The 22,992-nt window shown below is 69.9% G+C and carries 21 protein-coding genes and 1 riboswitch; of the genes, 14 read left to right on the top strand and 7 right to left on the bottom strand.

What is annotated here, in order from left to right; translation table 11 throughout:
* Positions 1-259: 259 nt before the first annotated feature.
* A complete protein-coding gene (gene nadA / locus EV375_RS06020; RefSeq protein ID WP_130298526.1) occupies positions 260-1,447 on the bottom strand; it encodes a quinolinate synthase NadA in 1,188 nt (395 codons plus the stop codon).
* 251 nt (positions 1,448-1,698) lie between these two features.
* On the opposite strand from nadA, the gene EV375_RS06015 reads away from it, so the two are divergent.
* Positions 1,699-2,052 (top strand): iron-sulfur cluster assembly accessory protein, encoded by a 354-nt coding sequence (locus tag EV375_RS06015; RefSeq protein ID WP_130298525.1) that lies wholly within the window; start codon positions 1,699-1,701, stop codon positions 2,050-2,052.
* A gap of 160 nt (positions 2,053-2,212) precedes the next feature.
* On the opposite strand, the gene EV375_RS06010 is transcribed toward EV375_RS06015, so the two are convergent.
* The gene (locus EV375_RS06010; protein ID WP_130298524.1) at positions 2,213-3,838 is read right to left on the bottom strand and encodes a hypothetical protein; all 1,626 of its coding nucleotides are present in this window, start codon (positions 3,836-3,838) and stop codon (positions 2,213-2,215) included.
* Between the two features lie 176 nt (positions 3,839-4,014).
* Positions 4,015-4,248 carry a hypothetical protein gene (locus EV375_RS06005; RefSeq protein WP_130298523.1) on the bottom strand — a complete coding sequence of 78 codons (234 nt, stop codon included), beginning with the start codon at positions 4,246-4,248 and terminating at the stop codon, positions 4,015-4,017.
* Between the two features lie 138 nt (positions 4,249-4,386).
* Between EV375_RS06005 and EV375_RS06000 the strand changes: the two genes are divergently transcribed.
* Positions 4,387-5,361 (top strand): carbohydrate kinase family protein, encoded by a 975-nt coding sequence (locus tag EV375_RS06000; protein WP_130298522.1) that lies wholly within the window; start codon positions 4,387-4,389, stop codon positions 5,359-5,361.
* 83 nt (positions 5,362-5,444) lie between these two features.
* On the opposite strand, the gene EV375_RS05995 is transcribed toward EV375_RS06000, so the two are convergent.
* Positions 5,445-6,911 carry a cysteine desulfurase/sulfurtransferase TusA family protein gene (locus EV375_RS05995; protein ID WP_130298521.1) on the bottom strand — a complete coding sequence of 489 codons (1,467 nt, stop codon included), beginning with the start codon at positions 6,909-6,911 and terminating at the stop codon, positions 5,445-5,447.
* A 233-nt stretch (positions 6,912-7,144) separates the two neighbouring features.
* On the opposite strand from EV375_RS05995, the gene ctaC reads away from it, so the two are divergent.
* The 4 genes from ctaC to EV375_RS05975 all read left to right on the top strand — a co-directional run bounded on the left by ctaC (position 7,145) and on the right by EV375_RS05975 (position 11,641).
* Positions 7,145-8,140, top strand: a complete 996-nt coding sequence (gene ctaC / locus EV375_RS05990) for a cytochrome c oxidase subunit II (RefSeq protein ID WP_486588314.1) — start codon at positions 7,145-7,147, stop codon at positions 8,138-8,140.
* Positions 8,137-9,864 carry an aa3-type cytochrome oxidase subunit I gene (ctaD, locus tag EV375_RS05985; protein ID WP_130298520.1) on the top strand — a complete coding sequence of 576 codons (1,728 nt, stop codon included), beginning with the start codon at positions 8,137-8,139 and terminating at the stop codon, positions 9,862-9,864. The genes ctaC and ctaD overlap by 4 nt, the downstream gene beginning before the upstream one ends.
* The gene (locus tag EV375_RS05980) at positions 9,861-10,259 is read left to right on the top strand and encodes a cytochrome c oxidase subunit 4 (RefSeq protein WP_130298519.1); all 399 of its coding nucleotides are present in this window, start codon (positions 9,861-9,863) and stop codon (positions 10,257-10,259) included. The genes ctaD and EV375_RS05980 overlap by 4 nt, the downstream gene beginning before the upstream one ends.
* Positions 10,260-10,372: 113 nt before the next feature.
* The gene (locus EV375_RS05975; protein WP_130298518.1) at positions 10,373-11,641 is read left to right on the top strand and encodes an Ig-like domain-containing protein; all 1,269 of its coding nucleotides are present in this window, start codon (positions 10,373-10,375) and stop codon (positions 11,639-11,641) included.
* A 47-nt stretch (positions 11,642-11,688) separates the two neighbouring features.
* Here EV375_RS05975 and EV375_RS05970 read toward each other — a convergent pair whose 3' ends face one another.
* Positions 11,689-12,105, bottom strand: a complete 417-nt coding sequence (locus tag EV375_RS05970) for a metallophosphoesterase family protein (protein ID WP_130298517.1) — start codon at positions 12,103-12,105, stop codon at positions 11,689-11,691.
* Between the two features lie 197 nt (positions 12,106-12,302).
* Between EV375_RS05970 and ctaE the strand changes: the two genes are divergently transcribed.
* The 6 genes from ctaE to EV375_RS05940 all read left to right on the top strand — a co-directional run bounded on the left by ctaE (position 12,303) and on the right by EV375_RS05940 (position 19,737).
* The gene (gene ctaE, locus EV375_RS05965) at positions 12,303-12,914 is read left to right on the top strand and encodes an aa3-type cytochrome oxidase subunit III (RefSeq protein WP_055485541.1); all 612 of its coding nucleotides are present in this window, start codon (positions 12,303-12,305) and stop codon (positions 12,912-12,914) included.
* A 94-nt stretch (positions 12,915-13,008) separates the two neighbouring features.
* The gene (gene qcrC / locus EV375_RS05960; RefSeq protein WP_130298515.1) at positions 13,009-13,821 is read left to right on the top strand and encodes a cytochrome bc1 complex diheme cytochrome c subunit; all 813 of its coding nucleotides are present in this window, start codon (positions 13,009-13,011) and stop codon (positions 13,819-13,821) included.
* The gene (gene qcrA, locus EV375_RS05955) at positions 13,818-14,885 is read left to right on the top strand and encodes a cytochrome bc1 complex Rieske iron-sulfur subunit (protein WP_130298514.1); all 1,068 of its coding nucleotides are present in this window, start codon (positions 13,818-13,820) and stop codon (positions 14,883-14,885) included. Before qcrC ends, qcrA begins: the two co-directional genes overlap by 4 nt.
* Positions 14,882-16,516 carry a cytochrome bc1 complex cytochrome b subunit gene (qcrB, locus tag EV375_RS05950; RefSeq protein ID WP_130298513.1) on the top strand — a complete coding sequence of 545 codons (1,635 nt, stop codon included), beginning with the start codon at positions 14,882-14,884 and terminating at the stop codon, positions 16,514-16,516. The genes qcrA and qcrB overlap by 4 nt, the downstream gene beginning before the upstream one ends.
* 317 nt (positions 16,517-16,833) lie before the next feature.
* On the top strand, positions 16,834-17,925 hold the full coding sequence (gene trpD, locus EV375_RS05945; protein ID WP_130298512.1) for an anthranilate phosphoribosyltransferase: 1,092 nt from the start codon (positions 16,834-16,836) through the stop codon (positions 17,923-17,925).
* A gap of 119 nt (positions 17,926-18,044) precedes the next feature.
* A riboswitch (SAM riboswitch) is annotated at positions 18,045-18,164 on the top strand.
* 67 nt (positions 18,165-18,231) lie between these two features.
* Positions 18,232-19,737: an aminotransferase class V-fold PLP-dependent enzyme gene (locus EV375_RS05940; protein ID WP_130298511.1), complete on the top strand. Its 1,506-nt coding sequence runs from the start codon at positions 18,232-18,234 to the stop codon at positions 19,735-19,737.
* Positions 19,738-19,838: 101 nt separating this feature from the next.
* On the opposite strand, the gene EV375_RS05935 is transcribed toward EV375_RS05940, so the two are convergent.
* Both EV375_RS05935 and EV375_RS05930 read right to left on the bottom strand, forming a co-directional pair.
* Entirely contained in the window at positions 19,839-20,120 is a 282-nt protein-coding gene (locus tag EV375_RS05935) for an Lrp/AsnC family transcriptional regulator (protein ID WP_028435764.1), read from the bottom strand.
* Positions 20,117-20,827: a rhomboid family intramembrane serine protease gene (locus tag EV375_RS05930; protein WP_130298510.1), complete on the bottom strand. Its 711-nt coding sequence runs from the start codon at positions 20,825-20,827 to the stop codon at positions 20,117-20,119. Before EV375_RS05930 ends, EV375_RS05935 begins: the two co-directional genes overlap by 4 nt.
* 156 nt (positions 20,828-20,983) lie before the next feature.
* Here EV375_RS05930 and EV375_RS05925 point away from each other — a divergent pair, with 156 nt between their 5' ends.
* Together EV375_RS05925 and EV375_RS05920 are read left to right on the top strand one after the other, a co-directional pair.
* A complete protein-coding gene (locus tag EV375_RS05925) occupies positions 20,984-21,223 on the top strand; it encodes a hypothetical protein (protein WP_130298509.1) in 240 nt (79 codons plus the stop codon).
* A 19-nt stretch (positions 21,224-21,242) separates the two neighbouring features.
* Complete coding sequence (locus EV375_RS05920; protein ID WP_486588313.1) at positions 21,243-22,697, top strand: NYN domain-containing protein; 1,455 nt, start codon at positions 21,243-21,245, stop codon at positions 22,695-22,697.
* Positions 22,698-22,992: the final 295 nt, after the last annotated feature.

The following is a 22,992-nucleotide window of genomic DNA, read 5'->3' as shown; positions in this document are numbered from 1 at the left end:
GCGACCCAGCTGCCGCCCGCCCGGGCCGGTATGTGCCAGGTGCCGGATCCGCTCCCGGCTGCGTGCGGGCTGCCGGGGTCGCCGCCGCCGACGCGTCCGGACGACGGAGGCGACGGGCGCGGGCGAGGGCTCGGCGCCGTGCGGCGCGCCGGTGCCGGCCGAGCCCTCGCCGTGCGACGCGGCGAAGGACGCCGAGGCCGGCTGCCGCACGGCCTCGGCGTCCGTGTCCCTCACTGGTTGCAGCAGCATCCGCCGCAGATCACGGCAGGTCCAGCATGCGTTCCAGGGCGAGCTTCGCGAACTTCTCGGTCTCCGCGTCCACTTCGATCCTGTTGACGACGTCGCCCTTCACCAGGGACTCCAACGCCCAGACCAGATGGGGCAGGTCGATCCGGTTCATCGTCGAGCAGAAGCAGACCGTACGGTCGAGGAAGACGACTTCCTTGTCGGGGGAGTGGCGGGCCGCCAGCCGCCGCACCAGGTTGAGTTCGGTGCCGACCGCCCACTTCGACCCGGCGGGTGCGGCCTCCAGCGTCTTGATGATGTGCTCGGTCGAGCCGACGTGGTCGGCCGCCGCCACGACCTCGTGCTTGCACTCCGGGTGCACCAGGACGTTGACGTCCGGGATGCGCTCGCGCACGTCCCGGACAGAGTCGAGCGAGAAGCGTCCGTGGACCGAGCAGTGTCCCCGCCAGAGGATCATCTTCGCGTCCCGCAGCTGCTGCGCGGTGAGACCGCCGTCCGGCTTGTGCGGGTTGTAGACGACGCAGTCCTCCAGGGACATCCCCAGCTCCCGCACGGCGGTGTTGCGTCCGAGGTGCTGGTCGGGCAGGAAGAGGACCTTGCCGCCGCCCGGCCGCCTCTCCTGCGTCCCGAAGGCCCACTCCAGGGCCCGGCGGGCGTTGGACGAGGTGCAGATCGTGCCTCCGTGCCGGCCCGTGAACGCCTTGATGTCGGCCGAGGAGTTCATGTACGAGACGGGCACGGTGACGTCCGCCACGCCGGCCTCGGTGAGCACGTCCCAGCACTCGGCGACCTGCTCGGCGGTGGCCATGTCGGCCATGGAGCAGCCGGCGGCCAGGTCGGGCAGGACGACCTTCTGCCGGGCGGAGGTGAGGATGTCGGCCGATTCGGCCATGAAGTGCACGCCGCAGAAGACGATGTACTCCGCGTCGGGCCTGGCCGCCGCGTCCCGCGCCAGCTTGAAGGAGTCGCCGGTGACGTCGGCGAATTCGATGACCTCGTCGCGCTGGTAGTGGTGGCCGAGTACGAAGACACGCTCGCCGAGCTCGGCCTTCGCGGCGCGGGCGCGCTCGACGAGGCCGGGGTCGGAGGGGGCGGGGAGGTCCCCGGGGCAATCGACGCCGCGCTCGCTCTTCGGGTCCGCGTCGCGGCCGAGGAGCAGCAGCGCCAGCGGAGTCGGCTGTACGTCCAGTGGGGCGGTCACGGCACCCACCCTTCCTCTTCTCCATCGCCGCAAGCGGCTTTTCGTCTAATTGACGCTATTTATCATAACCGCTTCACGTCACTTTGACGATGCCGTTCGCGTCGATGTGACGCATTCCCAGCCGCTCCGGGCGTGTGCGAGCATGAGGGAGGAGAAGGACGTAGAAAGAACGTGTCCCCCTGGAATGAATCCGGGACGCCGACGGTTGCAGTCGGCGGAAGAGCAGTCCGAACAACCCGGGAGAGAAGCAGATGTCCGTATCGGACGACACCGCTGTGAGCGACGGCATCATCCTGTCCGACGCCGCCGCGGCGAAGGTCAAGAACCTGCTCGAGCAGGAGGGCCGTGACGACCTGGCGCTCCGGGTCGCCGTCCAGCCCGGTGGCTGTTCCGGCCTTCGGTACCAGCTCTTCTTCGACGAGCGCTCGCTCGACGGCGACGTGGTCAAGGACTTCGACGGTGTGAAGGTCGTCACCGACCGGATGAGCGCCCCGTACCTGGGCGGCGCCTCCATCGACTTCGTCGACACGATCGAGAAGCAGGGCTTCACGATCGACAACCCGAACGCGACCGGCTCCTGCGCCTGCGGCGACTCCTTCAACTGACCAGGACGCCCGGCCGGCTGAACAGGACGAAGGCGGCGGACTCCCCCCACCAGGGGTCCGCCGCCTTCGTCGTTCCCGCCCCCGCGCCTCCGTGTCCGTCGGATGTGCTGTAGCCGAAGCCCGGGCCGCGCTTACTGACGTCTACCCGCCGATCGCTGGTTCACTTCAGCGGAACGCCCTCCCCGTCGGTGGCGTCCACCACCTTGCGGTCACCGAGCGGCTTGTCCAGCTCGACCTCGACGGTCTGCCGCTTGGCCATCTTCACGCAGACCTTCTTCGGGTCCGTGTTCTTCGGGCGCACCGTCACCTTCACCGTGCTGCCGGACTCCTCGGCACTCGCCTCGTAGCCGTCGCACACGCCGCCCCAGAAGGTGAGCTTCACGCTGCGTCCGTCCGCCGTGTAGGAAGTGACGGCCTGCCCTGGTGCCGCTCCGGTCTCCTCGGCTTGACCGGAGCCCGGGTCCGATCCGGTGCCGGCATCGGAGTCGGAACCGGTGCCGGAGCCCGGCTGCGCGGGCTTGGCCGGTTCGAGGTACTCCGGTTCGATCGCGGGGTGGGCGACGCTCGCGGTGTGGTCACCGCCGAACCGCACCTCGTAGATCCAGGACGGTACGAGCACGGGCTTGCCGGCGGTGTACCGGGTGACCAGCCCGAACTCCGCACCGGTCACCTTCAGCGCCCTGCGCGGTTTCACCTTTCCGGGCTCTGTGCCGCCAGGCCGTGCCGGCTCGGCCTTTCCGGGCTCCGGCTTCCCGGGATCGGCCTTTCCGGGCTCGGCCTTTCCGGGCTCCGCCCGGTCTTCGGCGGCCCACGGCTCGCGGACCGTGGTGCCCGCACCCGGGCCGGAGGCCATGGACCCCTGCTTGTTGAGGTGCTTCAGGGTCTCCTCCGCCGACATCACCGGGTAAGAGGCGCCCTTCCTCAGCTCGCCCAGATTGCCGTGTCCGAGGACGACCTTGCCGTCCTCGTTCACCGTGAACGTGCTGTTCCAGTCCTTGGCCGGCATGCCGCCCACCTCGGGGGTGGCCGTCACCATGCGCAGCGGGCCGGTGGTCACGCCCGCGTCGATTCCGGCGTCCCCGAGCTTCAGCGTCTTCAGCAGCGGCCGTACGGCGTCCTCGGCCTTCTTCTCCGAGACGGGGTCACCCTTGCCGGAGCCCGGCACCGACGAGCAGGAGTCCGGGGCGTCGCCGTGGTCGGGCGGGACGATGCCGGACTGCGGCACGGTCGGCAGCGGCCTGGCACAGTGCACCGGCCGGTCCGCGGACCGGTATGTCCAATTTCCGGCCATGCGGTCGTCGTTGACGACGAGGGCGGTTCCGCGGGGGGACTCGGCGTCCTCGCCCACGATCCACCGGCCGTCCTTCCGCTCCGGCTTCCCCTTCACGCCGAGCGCGTCGGCGAGCGCGGCGACGGAGGCACGCCCGACGTGTGCCGGATTCCGGTAGACGGACGCGCTGTCCGGGCCGTCGGGAAGCTCGCCGTTGGCGCGGTAGACCTGCGGGTGCGGTTCGCCCGGCGCGATGCCCGGCCGCTCCCGGTCTCCTTCGCTGCTCCGGCCGGCGGAGGCGAGGCCGTCCAGGGCGAGCCGGGGCGGCTCGGACGCATTGTCCGCGCCCACAGAGCCCCACTCCGCGGTCGAGGCCCACCACGCGCCCCCGCCGCCGGCCACCAGTACGGCGGCCGCCACCGCGATCACGGGCAGCCGGTGCTTGCGGGCCGGAACGCCCTGTCCGCCGGCGGAAGGGGTCTCCCCACGGGAGGTGGGAGACGGTTCGGTGCTCACGCCATCGCTCCTTCGGCTCCGCCACCGCGTCTCCGCCCCGCCCCTGCCGACGAGTTGGACCGTTGTGGCACACCTGGGACGAAGCCGAGGCTCCGGCGGTTCCCGCACGAGGCCGCGAAGGTTCCCGGGAGATCTCAGGGACAGCGGGAACGGTCAGCCGCTCGCGGCTCCCGCCCTCACCAGACGCCGTACTCGGACATGCCTTCCAGCATGCGGGCGGAGGCAGCCGGAACCCGGACCCCGTGCAGCGCTTCGTGGGAGGCCGGGCCGACCGCGGGGACGTCCCTGTCGGCCGGGATGTGCAGGGCCCATGCGGGCTCCGTCCAGTGCGGCGCCATGCGGGCGCAGTCGCCCAGCAGTTCGTCCATCGACTCGGGGTCTGCGGCCGTGTGCCGCGTGAGGTTGCGCATGAGTCCGACGCTACGCAGCAGGTGAGGCGCCTGGAAGGCCCTACTATCTGGTAGTTCCGTCCTGTTCGGTTGAGCGGAGGGAGCAGGTAGCGTGATGCTGCCATCCGACAGCGTCCTCCGACAGGAGCAGATTTCGCCGTGCGTATCGCAGTCACCGGCTCCATCGCGAACGACCACCTGATGACGTTCCCCGGCCGGTTCGCCGACCAGTTCGTCGCCGACCAGTTGCACACCGTCTCGCTCTCCTTCCTCGTCGACTCGCTCGAGATCAGGCGGGGCGGCGTGGGCGCCAACATCGCCTTCGGCATGGGGCAATTGGGAGCGAACCCGATCCTGGTCGGCGCCGCGGGCGAGGATTTCGAGGACTACCGCGCCTGGCTCGAGAGGCACGGGGTGGACACCGAGTCGGTGCACATCTCCGAGCTGCGGCACACAGCCCGCTTCGTGTGCACCACCGACGAGGCCCACAACCAGATCGGCTCCTTCTACACCGGTGCCATGAGCGAGGCCCGCCTGATCGAGCTGCAGACCGTCGCCGAGCGGGTCGGCGGCCTCGACCTCGTCTGTATCAGCGCAGACGACCCCGAGGCGATGACCCGGCACACCGAGGAGTGCCGCAAGCGGGGCATTCCCTTCGCGGCGGACTTCTCGCAGCAGATCGCGCGCATGGAAGGCGAGGACATCCGCGATCTCGTCGAGGGCGCCACGTACCTCTTCTCGAACGAGTACGAGAAGGAGCTCATCGAGACCAAGACGGGCTGGACCGACAAGGAGATACTCGCCAAGGTCGGTACCCGGATCGTCACGCTCGGCGCGAAGGGCGTCCGCATCGAACGCGAGGGCGAGGAGCCCATCGTCGTCGGCGTGCCCAAGGAGAAGGCCAAGGCCGACCCCACCGGCGTCGGCGACGCCTTCCGCGCGGGCTTCCTCTCCGGCCTCGCCTGGGGCGTGAGCCTGGAGCGCGCCGCCCAGGTCGGCTGCATGGTGGCCACTCTCGTCATCGAGACGGTGGGCACGCAGGAGTACGAGCTGAAGCGGGCGCACTTCATGGAGCGCTTCACGGAGCAGTACGGCGACGAGGCCGCCGCCGAGGTCGCCGCGCACCTGAAGTGACGCGCTGACGGCACCGGTGTCCCGTGGGCGGAGGCGGCGCGTCCCGCCCACGGGACACGTGTATCGGGCGGCCGGCCGGGCCGTCAGTTGAGCCTGCGCACCCTGAACTCGGTGCCGTCGGCGCCCAGATACTCCTGGCCCCGCATCTCGCACCACGCGGGGATGTCGACCCGGGCGGCCTCGTCGTCCGCGAGGACCGAGATCACACCGCCCACCGGCACGCCGCCGATCGCCTTCGCGAGTTCGATCACCGGCAGCGGGCAGAGCGACCCCAGAGCGTCCACCGTCACGGCCGAGGGCGGCCCGGCGGACGACGCGGGCGGCTCTCGCTCCGCCGCCGCCTCGTCCCGGCCCTCCGCCTTGTCCCGCTCATCCCGCTCGTCCTGAACCTCGCGCTCCGCCGGCGGCCGGCCCGGCGCGTCCAGGTGGCCGCGCACCTCACGTACCGCTTGCGGGAGGACCTCCAGGAAGCGCTCCACGTCCTCCTCCGCCGACGGCCCCGGGACGGGCGGCAGCGACAGACGGACATTGCCCTCCGAGAGCACTCCCATCGCGCGCAGCACATGGCTCGGGGTCAGCGTGCTGGACGTGCACGACGAGCCCGAGGAGACCGAGAACGCCAGCCGGTCCAGGGCGTGCAGCAGGGCCTCACCGTCCACGTACAGGCAGGAGAACGTCACCACGTTCGGCAGGCGCCGCACGGGATCGCCGGCGATCTCGACGTCCGGGACCAGTTCCGGCACCCGCGCACGCACCCTGTCGATCAGTCCGCGCAGCCGGTCCGACGCGGCGTCCGCCTCGGCACGCACGGCGCGCAGCGAGGCCGCCGCGGCCACGATCGCCGGGATGTTCTCGAACCCCGCGGAGCGCCCCGCCTCCCGCTCGTCCGTGGGCGGCGGCGCCGCGAAGCGCACGCCCTTGCGGACGGCCAGCAGTCCCACACCGGGCGGCCCGCCCCACTTGTGCGCGCTGCCCGCCAGCAGCGACCAGCCCTCGCCGGCCCGGCCCCACGCCAGCGACTGCGCGGCGTCGACGAGGAGCGGGACCCCGGAGACCGCGCACGCCTCGGCCACCTCGGTCACCGGCTGCTCGGTGCCCACCTCGTGGTTGGCGGACTGCAGACAGGCCAGCGCCGTGTCCTCGCGGAGCGCGGCGGCGAAGTCCGCCGCGTCGACCCGCCCCGTGCGGTCGACGGGCACCTCGGTCACGGAACCGCCCGCAGCCTCGTTCGCGGCGGCCGCGTGCAGCACCGCGGAGTGCTCGACGGCCGAGACGACCAGCCGGCGGCCCGCCCGGCGGCGCCCCGTCAGGGCTCCGGCGATGCCGGTGTGCAGGGCACGCGTACCCGAAGAGGTGAAAGCCAGCTCGTCCGGACGGCATCCGACCACCTCGGCGGCCGTCTCGCGTGCGGCGTCCAGCAGCATCCGCGCCCGCCGTCCTTCACGGTGCAGGCGCGCGGGGTCCGCCCACCCCTCGTCGAGCGAGGCGATCAGCGCCTCTCGGGCGACGGGGTGCAGGGGTACGGAGGACGCGGCATCGAAGTAGGGCACGTGGGAACGCTAACGCGCCGCTGCCGTACGGGGGCGGCGGCGCCCGACGAGCCGCCGCAGGGCGCCTGTTGAGAGGCCCGCGGCGCGTTGGGGACCCTCCCGGCGAGGCCCCGAGATCGGTCCAGTAAGGTTTGCCCCGCATAAACATCAAACCCCTGCCCGCGCCAGGGGCCGCGCCCGACCAGCAACGGCCGAGCCGGTATGGGCGGGCGAGACTCTCGGGAAGGCGCTACGTGAGTCCCAACGGCTCCGACCTCCCCCACCGCCCGAAGGGCGTGGGCGGTATCCCCATGTCGCGGCGCCCGATGCGGCGGAAGCTGCAGCAGGCGTTCGCCGCGGGCCTGGTCCTGGCGACCGCCACCGGTTGCACATACAAGGACTTTCCCCGCCTCGGCATGCCCACCCCGGTCACGGACGAGGCTCCGCGGATCCTCTCCCTCTGGCAGGGCTCGTGGGCGGCAGCGCTCGCCGTGGGCGTTCTGGTGTGGGGACTCATCCTGTGGAGCGTCCTCTTCCACAGGCGCTCGAGGACCAAGGTCGAGGTTCCCGCGCAGACCCGGTACAACATGCCGATCGAGGCGCTGTACACGGTGGTCCCCATCATCATCGTCGCGGTGCTCTTCTACTTCACCGCGCGGGACGAGACCAAGCTCCTCGCGACCACGAAGAAGCCCGATCACGTGATCAACGTGGTGGGCTTCCAGTGGAGTTGGGGTTTCAACTACATCGAGGACGTCGACGGCGAGGCCTCCACCTCGAACACCGGCGACAAGGAACTCTCCGCCATCCCGGACCGGATGAGGACGGCCTTCCCCAAGGGCGCCGACGGTGTCTACACCGTCGGTACACCCGCCGAGCGCAACCCGCAGACGAAGAACCCCGGGCCGACGCTGTGGCTGCCGAAGGGCGAGAAGGTGCAGTTCATCCTCACCTCCCGCGACGTCATCCACTCGTTCTGGCCGGTGCCGTTCCTCATGAAGCAGGACGTCATCCCCGGCCACGTCAACCGCTTCGAGGTGACCCCCACCAAGGAGGGCACCTACCTGGGCAAGTGCGCCGAACTCTGCGGCGTCGACCACTCCCGGATGCTCTTCAACGTGAAGGTCGTGTCCCCGGAGCGTTACCAGAAGCATCTGAAGGACCTGGCCGAGAAGGGCCAGACCGGCTACATCCCGTCGGGCACCGCCACCACCGGCGACGCCAGGAATGCGGAGACGAATAACCCGTGAGCATCCTCAACGAACCCAAGGGTGCCGCCGCGACGGCCGAGGCAGCACCGCCCGTACGGCAGAAGACGCCCGGCGCCATGCTCGTCGACTGGGCCACCACGACGGACCACAAGAAGATCGGGACGCTGTACTTCGTCACGTCCTTCGCCTTCTTCCTCTTCGGCGGCGTCATGGCGCTGTTCATGCGCGCCGAACTCGCCCGGCCCGGCATACAGGTCATGTCGAGCGAGCAGTTCAACCAGGCGTTCACCATGCACGGCACGATCATGCTGCTGATGTTCGCCACCCCGCTGTTCGCCGGGTTCGCGAACTGGATCATGCCGCTGCAGATCGGTTCTCCCGATGTGGCCTTCCCGCGGCTGAACATGCTGGCGTACTGGCTTTACCTCTTCGGTTCGCTCATCGCCGTCGGCGGCTTCCTCACGCCGTCCGGCGCCGCGGACTTCGGATGGTTCGCCTACTCGCCGCTCTCCGACGCGGTCCGCTCGCCGGGCATCGGCGCCGACCTGTGGATCATGGGGCTGGCGCTCTCCGGTTTCGGCACCATTCTCGGTTCCGTCAACTTCATCACCACGATCATCTGCATGCGCGCACCCGGCATGACGATGTTCCGGATGCCGATCTTCACCTGGAACGTGCTGCTCACCGGTGTGCTGGTGCTGCTGGCCTTCCCGGTGCTGGCTGCGGCGCTCTTCGCGCTGGAGGCGGACCGGAAGTTCGGGGCGCATGTCTTCGACGCCGCCAACGGCGGGGCGTTGTTGTGGCAGCACCTGTTCTGGTTCTTCGGGCATCCAGAGGTGTACATCATCGCGTTGCCGTTCTTCGGCATCATCTCCGAGATCGTCCCGGTCTTCAGCCGCAAGCCGATGTTCGGGTACATCAGCCTCATCGGCGCGACGATCGCCATCGCCGGCCTCTCGGTGACGGTCTGGGCGCACCACATGTACGTCACGGGCGGAGTGCTGCTTCCCTTCTTCGCGTTCATGACGTTCCTGATCGCGGTGCCGACGGGCGTGAAGTTCTTCAACTGGATCGGCACGATGTGGAAGGGCTCGCTGTCCTTCGAGACGCCGATGCTGTGGTCGATCGGCTTCCTGGTCACCTTCCTCTTCGGCGGTCTGACCGGCGTCATCCTGGCCGCGCCGCCGATGGACTTCCACGTCTCCGACTCCTACTTCGTGGTGGCGCACTTCCACTACGTCGTGTTCGGAACGGTCGTCTTCGCGATGTTCGCCGGATTCCACTTCTGGTGGCCGAAGTTCACCGGGAAGATCCTCGACGAGCGGCTCGGCAAGATCACCTTCTGGACCCTGTTCACGGGCTTCCACGGCACCTTCCTCGTCCAGCACTGGCTGGGCGCCGAGGGCATGCCGCGCCGCTACGCCGACTACCTGGCCGCGGACGGCTTCACCGCCCTGAACACGGTCTCGACGATCAGTTCCTTCGTGCTGGGGCTGTCGGTCCTGCCGTTCCTCTACAACATCTGGAAGACGGCCAAGTACGGCAAGAAGGTCGAGGCCGACGACCCGTGGGGCTACGGCCGTTCCCTCGAATGGGCGACGAGCTGCCCGCCCCCGCGGCACAACTTCCTCCAGCTGCCCCGCATCCGTTCCGAGTCGCCGGCGTTCGATCTGCACTACCCCGAGGTCGCGGCTCTCGACCAGCTCGGCGAGCAGCAGGCCGTCGAGCGGACGCTCGTCGGTGGTAAGGAGGACTCGAAGTGAAGATCCAGGGCAAGATGTTCCTCGGTCTGGCCGTCTTCCTGCTCGCCGCGGCGATCGTCTACGGCGCCTGGTCGAAGGAGCCGGTCGGTACGACCGGACTGTTCCTCGCCTTCGGCCTGGCGGTGATGATCGGCTACTACCTCGCCTTCACCGCCCGCCGTGTGGATGTCGGCGCGCAGGACAACAAGGAGGCCGAGGTCGCCGACGACGCCGGCGAGGTCGGTTTCTTCAGCCCGCACAGCTGGCAGCCGCTCGCCCTCGGGCTCGGCGCGGCCTTCGGGTTCCTGGGCGTCGCCTTCGGATGGTGGCTGGTGTTCGTCTCGGCGCCGCTGCTGTTCATCGGCCTCTTCGGCTGGGTCTTCGAGTACTACCACGGCGAGAATCGCACCCAGTAAGGTTCCAGGCAGAGGCAGTCTGCAAATGGGTCGGCGCCCGGTGATCACCGGGCGCCGACCCATTTGCATGCGCCCAAGAGGCCCTGAAAGGTGACAGTTCCTACCTTGGGCCTATGAATCACTCTTCGAACAGGACGAAGCGCCGGATCTCGGCCGGCTGTGCCCTCACCCTCGTACCGATGGCTGTCGGACTTGCCTCGTGCAGTGTCGGCAGCGGCGGGAACCCCCTCGCTGGGGCCCCGTACGACGCCAGCAACCAGATATCAGTCAGCGCGGGCGAGGAGGGGGCGGTCGTGGACCCCTCCAAGCCCCTCGAAGTGACCGCAACGGGCGACGAAGGGCGAATAACCGACGTCACCGCCGTCGACACCGCGGGACGCTTCCTCAGCGGCAAGCTCTCGGAGGACGGCAAGCGCTGGCGGAGCACCGCCGGCCTCGCAGCGGGTGTCCGTTACACCGTCCGCATCAGCACCGAGAACGGTGCCGGCGAGCAGGGACGCCGGACGCTGACCTTCCAGACCAAGCCGGCACACGCCAAGCGGCTCGGCGTCACCTTCGGGCCCGACAGCGGCACCTACGGCGTCGGCCAGCCCGTCACCGCCGAGCTGAGTCACAAGGTCAAGGGCGCCAAGCAGCGCAAGCTCGTCGAGGGCGCGCTCACCGTGAAGTCCTCCCCGCACGTCGAGGGCTCCTGGCACTGGGTCGACGACAAGAAGCTGCACTACCGCCCGAAGGAGTACTGGCCCGCGCACTCGACCATCAGTGTCAGTGCACGCCTGAAGGGCCTGAAGGTGCGCGAAGGGCTGTACGGCGACAAGGCGAAGCCCGTCAAGCTGAAGACCGGCGACCGGGTGGAAGCCCTGGCGGACGCCTCGGGCCTGAGCATGAAGTTCAGCAAGAACGGCAAGGTCGTCAAGGAGATCCCGATCACCACCGGCAAGGCCGGCTTCGAGACCCGCAACGGCACCAAGGTGATCCTGGGCCGGGAGTCGTTCGTACGGATGCGGAGCAGCAGCGTCGGAATCGGCGGCGGCGAGTCCTACGACCTGGGCGTCCACTGGGCCTCGCGGCTCACCTGGAGCGGTGAGTACGTGCACGCCGCCCCGTGGTCCAGCGGCTCGCACGGCGTCTCCAACAGCAGCCACGGCTGCACCGGCATGAGCACGGCCAACGCCAAGTGGTTCTTCGACAACGTGCGCAACGGAGTCCCGGTCAAGTACGTCAACTCCGACGGCGACGACATGGCGCCCTTCGAGAACGGCTTCGGCGACTGGAACCTGTCCTGGGAGAAGTGGAAGAAGGGCAGCGCACTGCACCGCGGCAACAAGGGTCAGGACGCCGGTGCCGAGGGCGGAGTGAACAGGCTGCGCCCGCAGGTATGAGCTGTTCGGGCCGTCACGGGGCCCGGACGATCACCGGCAAGGGGGGATCAGAGAGGCTGCACCTGCGCAGAGGCCCCGTCGCTCTCCCGGAGAAGCCCCGCCAGGGCGCCCGCGAGGGCGACAGGGTCGATCGGATGCGAGACAGCGGCCTCGGCGCGGCTCCAGGACGCCAGCCAGGCGTCCTGCGGGCGCCCGATCAGCAGCAGCACAGGGGGGCAGTCGAAGATCTCGTCCTTGATCTGCCGGCACACGCCCATGCCGCCCGCCGGTGCCGTCTCCCCGTCGAGGATGCACACGTCGATGCGGTGCTTCTCCAGCGTCGAGAGGACCGCGGGGAGCGTCGCGCACTCCACGTACTCCACGGGGGGCACGTCCGCGGCGGGACGGCGGCCCGCGGCGAGCCGCACCTGCTCGCGGGTGTCGGTGTTGTCGCTGTAGACCAGCACCGTGGCGGTCGGCTGCATCGTTCCTCCGCGGGACGTCTCGCTCGTGATCACGTGGCGGCAAGGAGCCGCTGCGCGGATGTTACTCCCTCGCCGGGCCGCTCAACACCGCTTCGCATGCCCGGGGGAGAGGCTTGTTTGAGCTGGACACACTGGCCGGACACACCGAACGGCACCCCGGGAGTAAGGGCCTTATGGGCGACCGACATAATGTCGGCGTGGCGACAGCAACAGCAGTAGAAACCGGGCACGCGCACCCGTCGGTCAACAGGCCGAACCTCACCAGCGTCGGAACGATCATCTGGCTGAGTTCCGAGTTGATGTTCTTCGCGGCCCTCTTCGCGATGTACTTCACCCTGCGGTCCGTGACGGGTGCGGACTTCTGGAAGGAACATGCCGACTCGCTGAACGTGCCCTTCTCGGCGGTGAACACCACGATCCTGGTGCTCTCTTCGCTCACCTGTCAGCTCGGCGTCTTCGCTGCCGAGCGTGGTGACGTGAAGAAGCTGCGGGGCTGGTTCATCATCACCTTCGTCATGGGCGCTGTCTTCATCGGCGGCCAGGTCTTCGAGTACACGGAGCTGGTGGAGAAGGACGGCATCACGCTCTCCTCGGATCCCTACGGCTCTGTGTTCTACCTGACCACCGGCTTCCACGGGCTGCACGTCACGGGTGGTCTGATCGCGTTCCTGCTCCTGCTCGGCAGGACGTACGCGGCCAAGCGCTTCACCCATCAGCAGGCCACTGCAGCCATCGTCGTGTCCTACTACTGGCACTTCGTCGATGTCGTCTGGATCGGCCTCTTCGCCACGATCTACCTGATCAAGTAGCTGATCGGGCGCCGGTGCGCGCGAGCGTGCGCCGGGCAGTGACAGACACAAAGCACACGCATCGACGCAGAAGATCCTGACACCGGGGTAATCCGTGAAAAAGCTCTCCGCACGACGGCGCCATCCGCTGGCGGCGCTCGTCGTTCTCATCTTCGCGCTGGCGGTCACCGGGGGGCTGTACGCCGCGTTCGCTCCCGCAGGTGAAGCGAAGGCCGAACAGTCGTCGAGCCAGTCCCTCGCCATCGAGGAGGGCAAGAAGCTCTACGACGTGGGCTGTTCCAGCTGCCACGGAACCGGCGGCCAGGGCACCAGCGACGGCCCCAGCCTGGTGGGCGTCGGCTCCGCCGCTGTGGACTTCCAGGTCGGGACCGGCCGCATGCCCGCGCAGCAGCCGGGCGCTCAGGTGCCGAAGAAGAAGAAGATCTACAGCCAGCACGAGACCGACCAGCTCGCCGCCTACGTCGCCTCGTTGGGCTCCGGCCCCGTGACGCCCACCAAGAGCCAGTACGACCCGAGCGGCGCCGACATCGCCAACGGCGGTCAGCTCTTCCGCACGAACTGCGCCCAGTGCCACAATTTCACCGGTGAGGGCGGGGCCCTGACGCACGGGAAGTACGCGCCCGGCCTCGGTGATGTGGATTCCAAGCACGTCTACGAGGCCATGCAGACCGGCCCGCAGAACATGCCTTCCTTCCCGGACAAGGTGATGCCCGAGCAGGACAAGCGGGACATCGCCGCGTACCTGAAGGCGGTGAACAGCAAGGAGTCCGACAGCCCCGGCGGTTACAAGCTGGGCGGCCTGGGCCCCGTGGTCGAGGGCCTGTTCGCCTGGATCTTCGGTCTCGGCGTTCTCATCCTCGTCGCCATCTGGGTCGCAGCTCGGACCGCAAAGGCCAGGAAGTCATGAGCGAGACTGGATCACACGAGAACGTGACTGAGAAGAACCTGCCGACCGAGCAGCAGAACGGTCACGGCGCCGTGGCCGTCGCGGACGATCCGTTCGCCGACCCCGGCATGCCGCCGCACGAGCCGCGGATCCAGGACATCGACGAGCGCGCCGCCAAGCGCTCCGAGCGCGTCGTGGCGATGCTGTTCACCACGTCGATGCTGGCGACGCTGGGCTTCATCGCGAGCTTCGTGCTCATCCCGATCGACAAGATCATCTACGTGTGGCCGGCGGGACGCATCGGTGCGCTGAACTTCGCGCTGGGCATGACGCTCGGCGTCGCGCTCTTCTGCATCGGCGCGGGCGCGGTCCACTGGGCGCGCACCCTGATGTCCGACCACGAACTGATCGACGAGAGGCACGCCGTCTCGGCCGAGCCCGAGACCCGGGCGAAGGTCATGGACGACTTCGCTCAGGGCGCCAAGGAGTCCGGCCTCGGGCGCCGTTCGCTCATCCGCAAGACAATGTTCGGCGCGCTGACCCTGGTTCCGCTCTCCGGCGTCGTGCTCCTCCGTGACCTCGGGCCGCTGCCCGAGGACAAGCTGGAGCACACGCTGTGGGCCAAGGGCAAGCTCCTGGTCAACGAGAACACCCACGAGCCGCTCCGTCCCGAGGACATCACCGTCGGCTCGCTGACCTTCGCCATGCCCGAGGGCCTGGAGGAGGAGGACGAGGACTTCCAGAAGGAGATCGCCAAGGCGGCCCTGATGCTCGTGCGCCTCGAGCCCGACGACATCAAGGACAAGCGGGAGCTGGACTGGTCCCACGAGGGGATCGTCGCCTACTCCAAGATCTGCACCCACGTCGGCTGTCCCGTCAGCCTCTACGAGCAGCAGACGCACCACGTGCTCTGCCCGTGCCACCAGTCGACCTTCGACATGGCCGACGGTGCACGAGTGATCTTCGGCCCGGCCGGCCACGCGCTGCCGCAGCTGAAGATCAGCGTCAACAACGAAGGATTCCTCGAGGCGCAGGGCGACTTCGAAGAACCCGTGGGCCCGGCCTACTGGGAGCGTCGAGCATGAGTACAGCAACCGAGACCACCGCCCCGAAGCGCAAGGCACCCGCCGGCGAGCGGGTCGCGGACTGGGCCGACGGCCGCCTGGGCATCTACACCCTGGCCAAGGCCAACATGCGCAAGATCTTCCCGGACCACTGGTCCTTCATGCTGGGTGAGGTCGCGCTCTACAGCTTCATCATCATCATCCTGACCGGCGTGTACCTGACGCTGTTCTTCCACCCTTCGATGAACGAGGTGGAGTACCACGGCAGTTACGTGCCGATGCAGGGTGTGCGGATGTCGGAGGCGTTCGCCTCGACGCTGGACATCAGCTTCGACGTCCGAGGCGGTCTGCTCGTGCGGCAGATCCACCACTGGGCGGCGCTGATCTTCCTCGGCGCGATGTTCGTGCACATGATGCGCGTCTTCTTCACCGGCGCCTTCCGCAAGCCGCGCGAGATCAACTGGCTGTTCGGCTTCCTGCTGTTCGTGCTGGGCATGTTCACCGGCTTCACCGGCTACTCCCTGCCGGACGACCTGCTCTCGGGCACCGGCGTGCGGTTCATGGAGGGAGCGATCCTCTCCGTGCCCATCGTCGGCACGTACCTGTCGATGTTCCTCTTCGGCGGAGAGTTCCCCGGGCACGACTTCGTCGCGCGGTTCTTCTCGGTCCACGTACTGCTGCTGCCCGGGATCATGCTGGGCCTGCTCGTGGCGCATCTGATCCTGGTCTTCTACCACAAGCACACGCAGTTCGCCGGTCCCGGCCGTACGAACAAGAACGTGGTCGGCATGCCGCTGCTGCCGGTCTACATGGCAAAGGCCGGAGGCTTCTTCTTCCTCGTCTTCGGCGTCATCTCCGCCATCTCCGCGGCCTTCACCGTCAACCCGATCTGGGTGCTGGGCCCGTACAGGCCGGACCAGGTGTCGACCAACGCGCAGCCCGACTGGTACATGGGATTCTCCGAGGGTCTGATCCGCATCATGCCCGGCTGGGAGATCCATCTGTGGGGCCACACACTCGTGTTGGGCGTGTTCATCCCGCTGATGATCTTCCCGCTGGTGCTCGCTGCGATCGCCGTCTATCCGTTCATCGAGTCGTGGGTGACGGGCGACAAACGCGAACACCACATCGCGGACCGCCCCCGCAACGCCCCGACCCGTACGGCATTCGGCGCGGCCTGGGTCGCCTGGTACACGGTGATGCTGATCGGCGGCGGAAACGACCTGGTCGCCACGCACTTCGACCTGTCGATCAACTCGATCACATGGTTCGTGCGGATCGCCTTCTTCGTGGTGCCGGTGATCGTCTTCGTCGTCACCCGGCGCGCGTGCCTGGGGCTCCAGCGCCGCGACAGGGAAAAGGTGCTGCACGGGCGCGAGTCCGGCATCATCAAGCGGCTCCCGCACGGTGAGTTCATCGAGGTGCACGAGCAGCTCTCGCAGGAGCAGCTGCACACCCTCACCGCGCACGAGCAGCACAAGCCGTACGAGCCCGGCCCCGAGGTGGACGAGAACGGTGTCCAGCGGAAGGTCGGCCGCGGGCAGAAGCTGCGCGCCCGGCTGTCCAAGGGCTACTACGGCGAGCAGGCGCAGATCCCCAAGCCGACCGCCGAGGAGTACAAGGAGATCACGAGCGGCCACGGCCACCACTGAGCCGCCGCGGCACCGCCCGTGGGCGGACCGCGCAGCCACGGACGAGGGGCCGGGCTTCCCGACGGGGAGCCCGGCCCCTCGCGTCTGTCCGCGACCGCGCGGGGCCCGGGCCGCACGCAGCACACCGGCGCCTCGCCCCACGTGAGACGGAGGTCCTGGCGGCGACCGTGTGCCGCTAGGGTGGTGACTGGCTGGGCCCCGAGGCCGGGCCGTCCCCCACGCCCTGCTCGCATGCCGGCCGCCGGGCTCACCCGGTGCCATGGCCGGGACGCGAGCGCGTGGGTCCCAGCCGCACCCCGATGACCTCAGGAGGGATCATGAGTGCCGTTCCGTCTGCCGGCTCTCCCGCCCCCAGAGCCTCCGGCCTGGGTGGTACCCCCGGTCACCACACCTGGCCGGACGTACTGACGTCGCTGCTCGCCGGCGAGGATCTCAGCGCCGGCACGACGGCGTGGGCGATGGACAACATCATGAGCGGCGAGGCCACCGACGCCCAGATCGCCGGCTTCGCGGTGGCGCTTCGGGCCAAGGGCGAGACGGTCGGGGAGATCTCGGGCCTCGTGCAGGCGATGTACGCGCACGCCAACGTGATCGAGGTGCCAGGACCGACGGTCGACATCGTCGGTACGGGCGGCGACAGGGCCCGTACGGTCAACATCTCCACGATGTCCGCCATCGTCGTCGCCGGATGCGGGGCGAAGGTCGTCAAGCACGGCAACCGCGCCGCCTCCAGCGCGAGCGGTGCGAGCGATGTGCTGGAAAAGCTGGGCGTGAACCTGGAGTTGAGCCCGCAGCGTGTGGCCGAGGTGGCCAAGGAGGCCGGGATCACCTTCTGCTTCGCCGTGAAGTTCCACCCGTCGCTGCGGCATGTGGCCAACGCGCGGGGCGAGTTGGGCATCCCCACCTCGTTCAACTTCCTCGGTCCGCTGACGAATCCGGCACGCGTGGGGGCCCAGGCGACAGGGGTCGCCAATCCCCGCATGGCGCCCATCATGGCCGGTGTGCTGGCCGAACGCGGTTCGTCGGCACTGGTCTTCCGCGGAGACGACGGGCTGGACGAACTGACGACCACCTCCACCTCCACGGTGTGGGTGGTACGGGACGGAGAGGTGCGTCAGGAGTCCTTCGACCCGCGCGACGTCGGGGTGGAGATCGTGCCCGTCGAGGCGCTGCGCGGCGCGGACGCCGCCTACAACGCCGATGTGGCCCGCGCCCTGCTGGACGGTGAGCGAGGCCCGGTGCGGGATGCCGTGCTGCTCAACTCCGCGGCGGCGCTCGTCGCTCTCGAGCCGGGGGACGCCCCGCTTGCGGAGCAGATCCGTGCGGCGATGGACAGGGCGGCCGAGTCGGTCGACAGCGGCGCCGCGCGGGCCGCTCTGGACCGCTGGGTGGCTGCCAGTCACATGTGACACCGAGGTGCCGCCGTCTCCGCTCCCCGTGGGGCTCCGGCCCGGCCGGTGCCCCCGGCATGTCCGGGATCCGGACAGCGGGGCGGAGCCTGCGGCACGTTGTGCCATACTTCCCGCCAGGTCACGAGCGACAGCGATCAAGGCCCCGGCCCGCTGTCCGGCAACCCTCCTTCCGTGGTGGGGTGCCCCGGGTGATGACCGGGCCGTACGACAGCAAGGTCGTGCGGCAAGCACGGATCCCTCTTCCCTCGCATCGGCGGGGAGGCTCCATGGCCAGGGGTCCCCGGTATTCGAGGGAGACATCGCATGAGCGTGCTCGTCGCGTCCGCCACCGACCGTCCCGCGCCGGCCCGCCGGCCGGTTCCGCAGTCCGCCTCCGCCCCGGCCTCCGCGCCCCTGCCGGTGCTGGGCCTGGATGTGCCCGCGCCGCTCGCCACGGGCGGTGAACTCCCTTACGCCGCACTGGACTACGCCGCGAGCGCACCCGTGCTGCGCAGCGTGTGGGAGGACGTCGCCGCGTTCGCCCCTTACTACGGCAGCGTGCACCGCGGCGCCGGATACCTCTCCCGGCACTCCACCGCACTCTTCGAGCGGAGCCGTGCCACGGTGGCGCGCTTCCTGGGCTGCCGCCCCGCGGACGAGGTCGTCTTCACCCGCTCCACCACGGATTCGCTCAACCTCCTGGCGTCGGCGCTGCCCGAGGGCACACGCGTCTTCGTCTTCGAGACGGAGCATCACGCCGCCCTCCTTCCGTGGCGCGGAGCCGGCACCCGGACCGTCTTCCTGGACGCACCGCGTTCGCCGGGCCGGGCCGTCCGGACGCTGGAGCGCGCCCTCGCCGCGGCGCCCGAGGGCCCGAAGCTGGTGTGCGTGACGGGCGCGTCCAACGTCACGGGCGAGATCTGGCCCGTACGCCGGCTGGCGGCCGTGGCGCACCGGTACGGGGCCCGCATCGTGCTGGACGCGGCTCAGCTCGTACCGCACCGCCCCGTGCACATCGGTGAACTGGACGTCGACTGGGTGGCGTTCTCCGGGCACAAGCTGTACGCCCCGTTCGGGGCCGGTGTGCTGGCGGGACGTACCGACTGGCTGAACGCCGCCGAGCCCTATCTGGCCGGAGGCGGGGCCAGCCGCCGAGTGGCGCGGGACGCGGACGGCGGCGTCGAAGTGGAGTGGCAGAGTGGGGCGGCCCGTCACGAGGCCGGGTCGCCGAACGTGATCGGCGCCTGCGCCATCGCCTCCGCCTGCGATGCGCTCGCGGCCGCGGGATTCGCGGAACTGGCCGCGCGCGAGGGGAAGTTGACGGCGAGGCTGCTGTCGGGCCTGTCGGACGTCCCGGGAGTGAAGGTGCTCTCGCTCTTCGGCGCGGACGACGAGGGTACCGGGGCCGGGTCCAGTCCCAGCGCCAGCGCACGTGCCGGCGCCAGGGCCGAGGCGGAGCGCAGGGTCGGCGTCGTCTCGTTCGTCGTCGAGGGCTGGAACAGCGCCCACCTGGCCGCCGCGCTCTCCGCCGAATACGGCATCGGCGTGCGCGACGGCCTGTTCTGCGCGCACCCGCTGGTGCGTGCGCTGCTGGGCTCCCGGAGCGAGGACTCCGGTGAGTGCGGTGCGCCCGGGGGACCGTCGCTGAACGCGGTGCGGGTGAGCATCGGGGCTGGGACACCGGACGAGCACGTGGAGAGGTTCGTGCGGGCCGTGAGCGAACTGGTCCGCGACGGGGCCCGCCTGCGCTACCGCACCGAGGACGGGCGCTGCGTCCCGGAACCCGGCACCCTGCGGGAGCCCGCCGCCCGGGTCGGTCCCATCGCCTGAGCGCCGTCAGGAGATCCGGCCGCCGGCAGATCCTGATGCCAGGTGCGTCCAGCGCGATGGACGTCCGCCGGCCGGCCCCGGCGGGGCCGCGTCCGCCGCCCTCAGGCGTCCAGGCCGATGGCGAACGCCGATTCCAGATCGTGCTGCGAGTAGGTGCGGAAGGCGATGTGGGTCTCGGTGGAGAGCACCCCCGGCACCTTGCTGATCCGGCCGGGGATGACGTCCGCAAGATCGTCGTGCCTGGCCACCCGCACCATGGCGATCAGGTCGTGCGCACCGGTGACCGAGTAGACCTCGCTGACGCCCTCGAGCGCGGCGATCTGCTCGGCGATCTCGGGGATGCGTTCGGGGCTGGTCTTGAGGAGCACGATCGAGGTGATCACGGTGTCGACTCTCCCTGGGTCGCCGGAGCGGGCGTGCCCACTGTATCCGCACGGAAACGGCGGAAACGCGCCCAGGCGTAGAGGAAGCCGAGGGTGAACCCGACCACGTGGGCGAGGTAGGCGACGCCCGGTCCGTCGGTGTCCGAGCGGGTGGCGATCCACTGCAGGGCGAGCCAGAAGACGAGCGCCACCCATGCCGGGAAGCGCAGCGGCAGGAAGTACAGGAAGGGGAAGAGGCTGGTGACCCGCGCCTTCGGATGAAGGTAGAGGAAGGCCCCCAGCACGCCAGAGACCGCGCCGGACGCCCCGACCAGGGGCTCCGCCGACTGGCTGTGTGCCGCCGCGTAGCAGAGCATGGCGGTGTACCCGACGCTCATGTAGCAGACAGCGAAGCGCAGGTGGCCCATGCGCATCTCGACCGGGCCGCCGAAGACATGGAGAAACAGCAGGTTGCCCAGCAGGTGCAGCCAGCCCGCGTGCAGGAAGAGCGCGGTCACAGGTGTGACGAACGGCCGCAGCGCACCGCTCCACAGGGTGCGGGGCACGACGCCCCAGTGATTGAAGTAGGCGGCCTGCGCGCGGTGCAGGCCGGGGCCCGTGCCGTAGCCGGGCAGAAACCCCGAGGCCGGACCGGTGAGGAAGATCACGGTGCACAGGACGATGAGGGCACAGGTCACGACGGGAATCTTCGGGACGGTGCGGTTCATGATGATTCGGCCACTGGGCAGGCTCCTCGGGACGCACGGTGCGTGGCAGGGTCATAGGGTTACGCCAGGCGATGCTGTGCTCTCGCCGGGTTACCACGCACACCTGGTCGCACCGCAGCGATGCCCGCGAACGCTCGAAGGAATGAGGTCGAGTACATGACGGTCCCCAAGCCCACGGCCGGAACCCGGTGGCGATGCACGCTCTGCGGCAATCTGACGCGCTTCGACGTGACGCGCTCCAGCAGGGTCGTCGAGTACGTCCACCTGGACCTGGCCGGGGAGCCGCAGGTCGAGGAGCAGGAGGTGCTCAGTGAGAGCATCGAATCCGTGCGCTGCCGGTGGTGCGACGCCGCCGACCAGGTCGAGCTCGTGGACCGGCCGGGCGCCCAGGTCTGAGAAACGGCAGGTGTGAACGGTGGTGGATGGGACTGCCGACGGCTCGGGGCGCGAGCCGTCGGCACCGGGTGCCGGGCGCCCCGAGCCGGAGTCGGGCACGGGGCCCGTCGCCGACGAGTCCGGAGGCGAGCCCCGGGCCGCCGGTCCGCCGCGCCCCGAGGAGGCCGAACCGTACGACAGGCCGCTGCCGGAGAAGGTCCGCCGCCGGGTGGTGTCCCTCACGGGCGAGGCGCTGGGCGGTCTCGGCGTCGCCGAACTGCCCGCCCCGCTGCGCCAGTACGCACGCTTCACTCCGCAGCGCCGCATCAAGTTCGGTGCGAACGCGATGGCCGCCGCGCTCGAGAGCGAGCCCGCCTTCCGCGAGCGGATCGCCGAGCAGCTGCGCGAGCGCTTCCCTGAACTCGCCGAGGCGCTGACCTCGGGCACGCCGCCGCCGGCCGCCGACCCGGTGGACGTGGCGGCCGTGGCCTACGTGCTGCGTCCCGTCGACTGGCCCAAGCTCGTCGCCGCGGCGGGCGAGGAGGCCCAGCGCGCACAGGCCGAACGCGCGGGCGAAGAGGCCCAGCGTGAACTGGCCAGGCTCCGCGGCGAACTGGCGGAGGCGCGCACCGCGGCGCGCACGGAGGCCGAACGCGGCCGCGGGGAACTGGAGTCGGTGCGCAAGGAGCTGGAGGTGACCCGGCGGAAACTGCGCAGCGCCCAGAGCGATGTGAAGCGCGGCGAGGCGGAGGCGCGGAAGACGCGGGCCGAGCTGGAGGAGCTGCGCTCCTCGGCGGCCGCGGAGAAGTCGGCAGCCGAGAGCGAGAGCCGCAGGCTGCGCACCCGGCTCGCGGAAACGGAATCCGCGCTGGAGGCCGGGCGCCGCGCCGCGCGCGAGGGGCGCAGCGTGCAGGACATGCGGGTGCGGCTACTGCTGGACAGCGTGCTGGACGCGGCGCAGGGCCTCCGTCGCGAGCTGGCGCTTCCGCCCACGACGAGCCGGCCCGCCGACGCGGTCGACGCCGTGGAACCGGGGCGCATGACCCCGCGGGACATCGCCGCGCGCGCTCTGTCCGAGACCGACCCGGAACTTCTCGACCAGTTGCTTGCGCTGCCGCAGTCGCATCTGGTCGTCGACGGCTACAACGTCACCAAGACCGGTTATCCCACGATGCCCCTGGACAAGCAGCGGCTGAGGCTGCTGGGCGGACTGGCGGGCCTCGCGGCCCAGTCCGGCGCCGAGGTCACCTGCGTCTTCGACGGGGCCGAACTCGCCGCGCCCGTGCTGCTGGCGCCGCCACGGGGGGTGCGGGTCCTGTTCAGCAAACCCGGGGAGACCGCCGACGAGCTCATCCGGCGACTCGTGCGTGCGGAGCCCCCGGGGCGGGCGGTGGTCGTCGTCTCCTCGGACCGCGAGGTGGCGGACGGCTGTGCGGCGGCCGGAGCCCGCCCGGTCTCCTCGGCGCTTCTGCTGCGCCGCCTGGGCCGGAGCTAGGTGTATCGGCCTGATGCGTTGTTCACACGGCTGACCGGCGGCCTGACAATGAGAGCTGTGTGCAGCGCAGGCTGACACGTTCACCGCGGCGCCCGTCGGCCGATGCGCCGGGACAGGGCCCCGGAGGGTTCGTCCGACCAGCTCGTCCGTTCCGCCCGCCCCAACAGGGCGTCCGTCGCCCGCGCATGGAGTTGCCGGCAAGGAGCGAGCTTCGAACTGCCGCCTCCGGAGGGCCATCTGTCAACCGGCACTCCAAGGGGACGACCTGCGCGAACCCGGCGCCGGCGCCCACCGC

The organism is Streptomyces sp. CNZ301, from assembly GCF_004217425.1.
The sequence above is the reverse complement of the archived record's forward strand: the minus strand, read 5'-3'. Positions and strand labels throughout refer to the sequence as shown.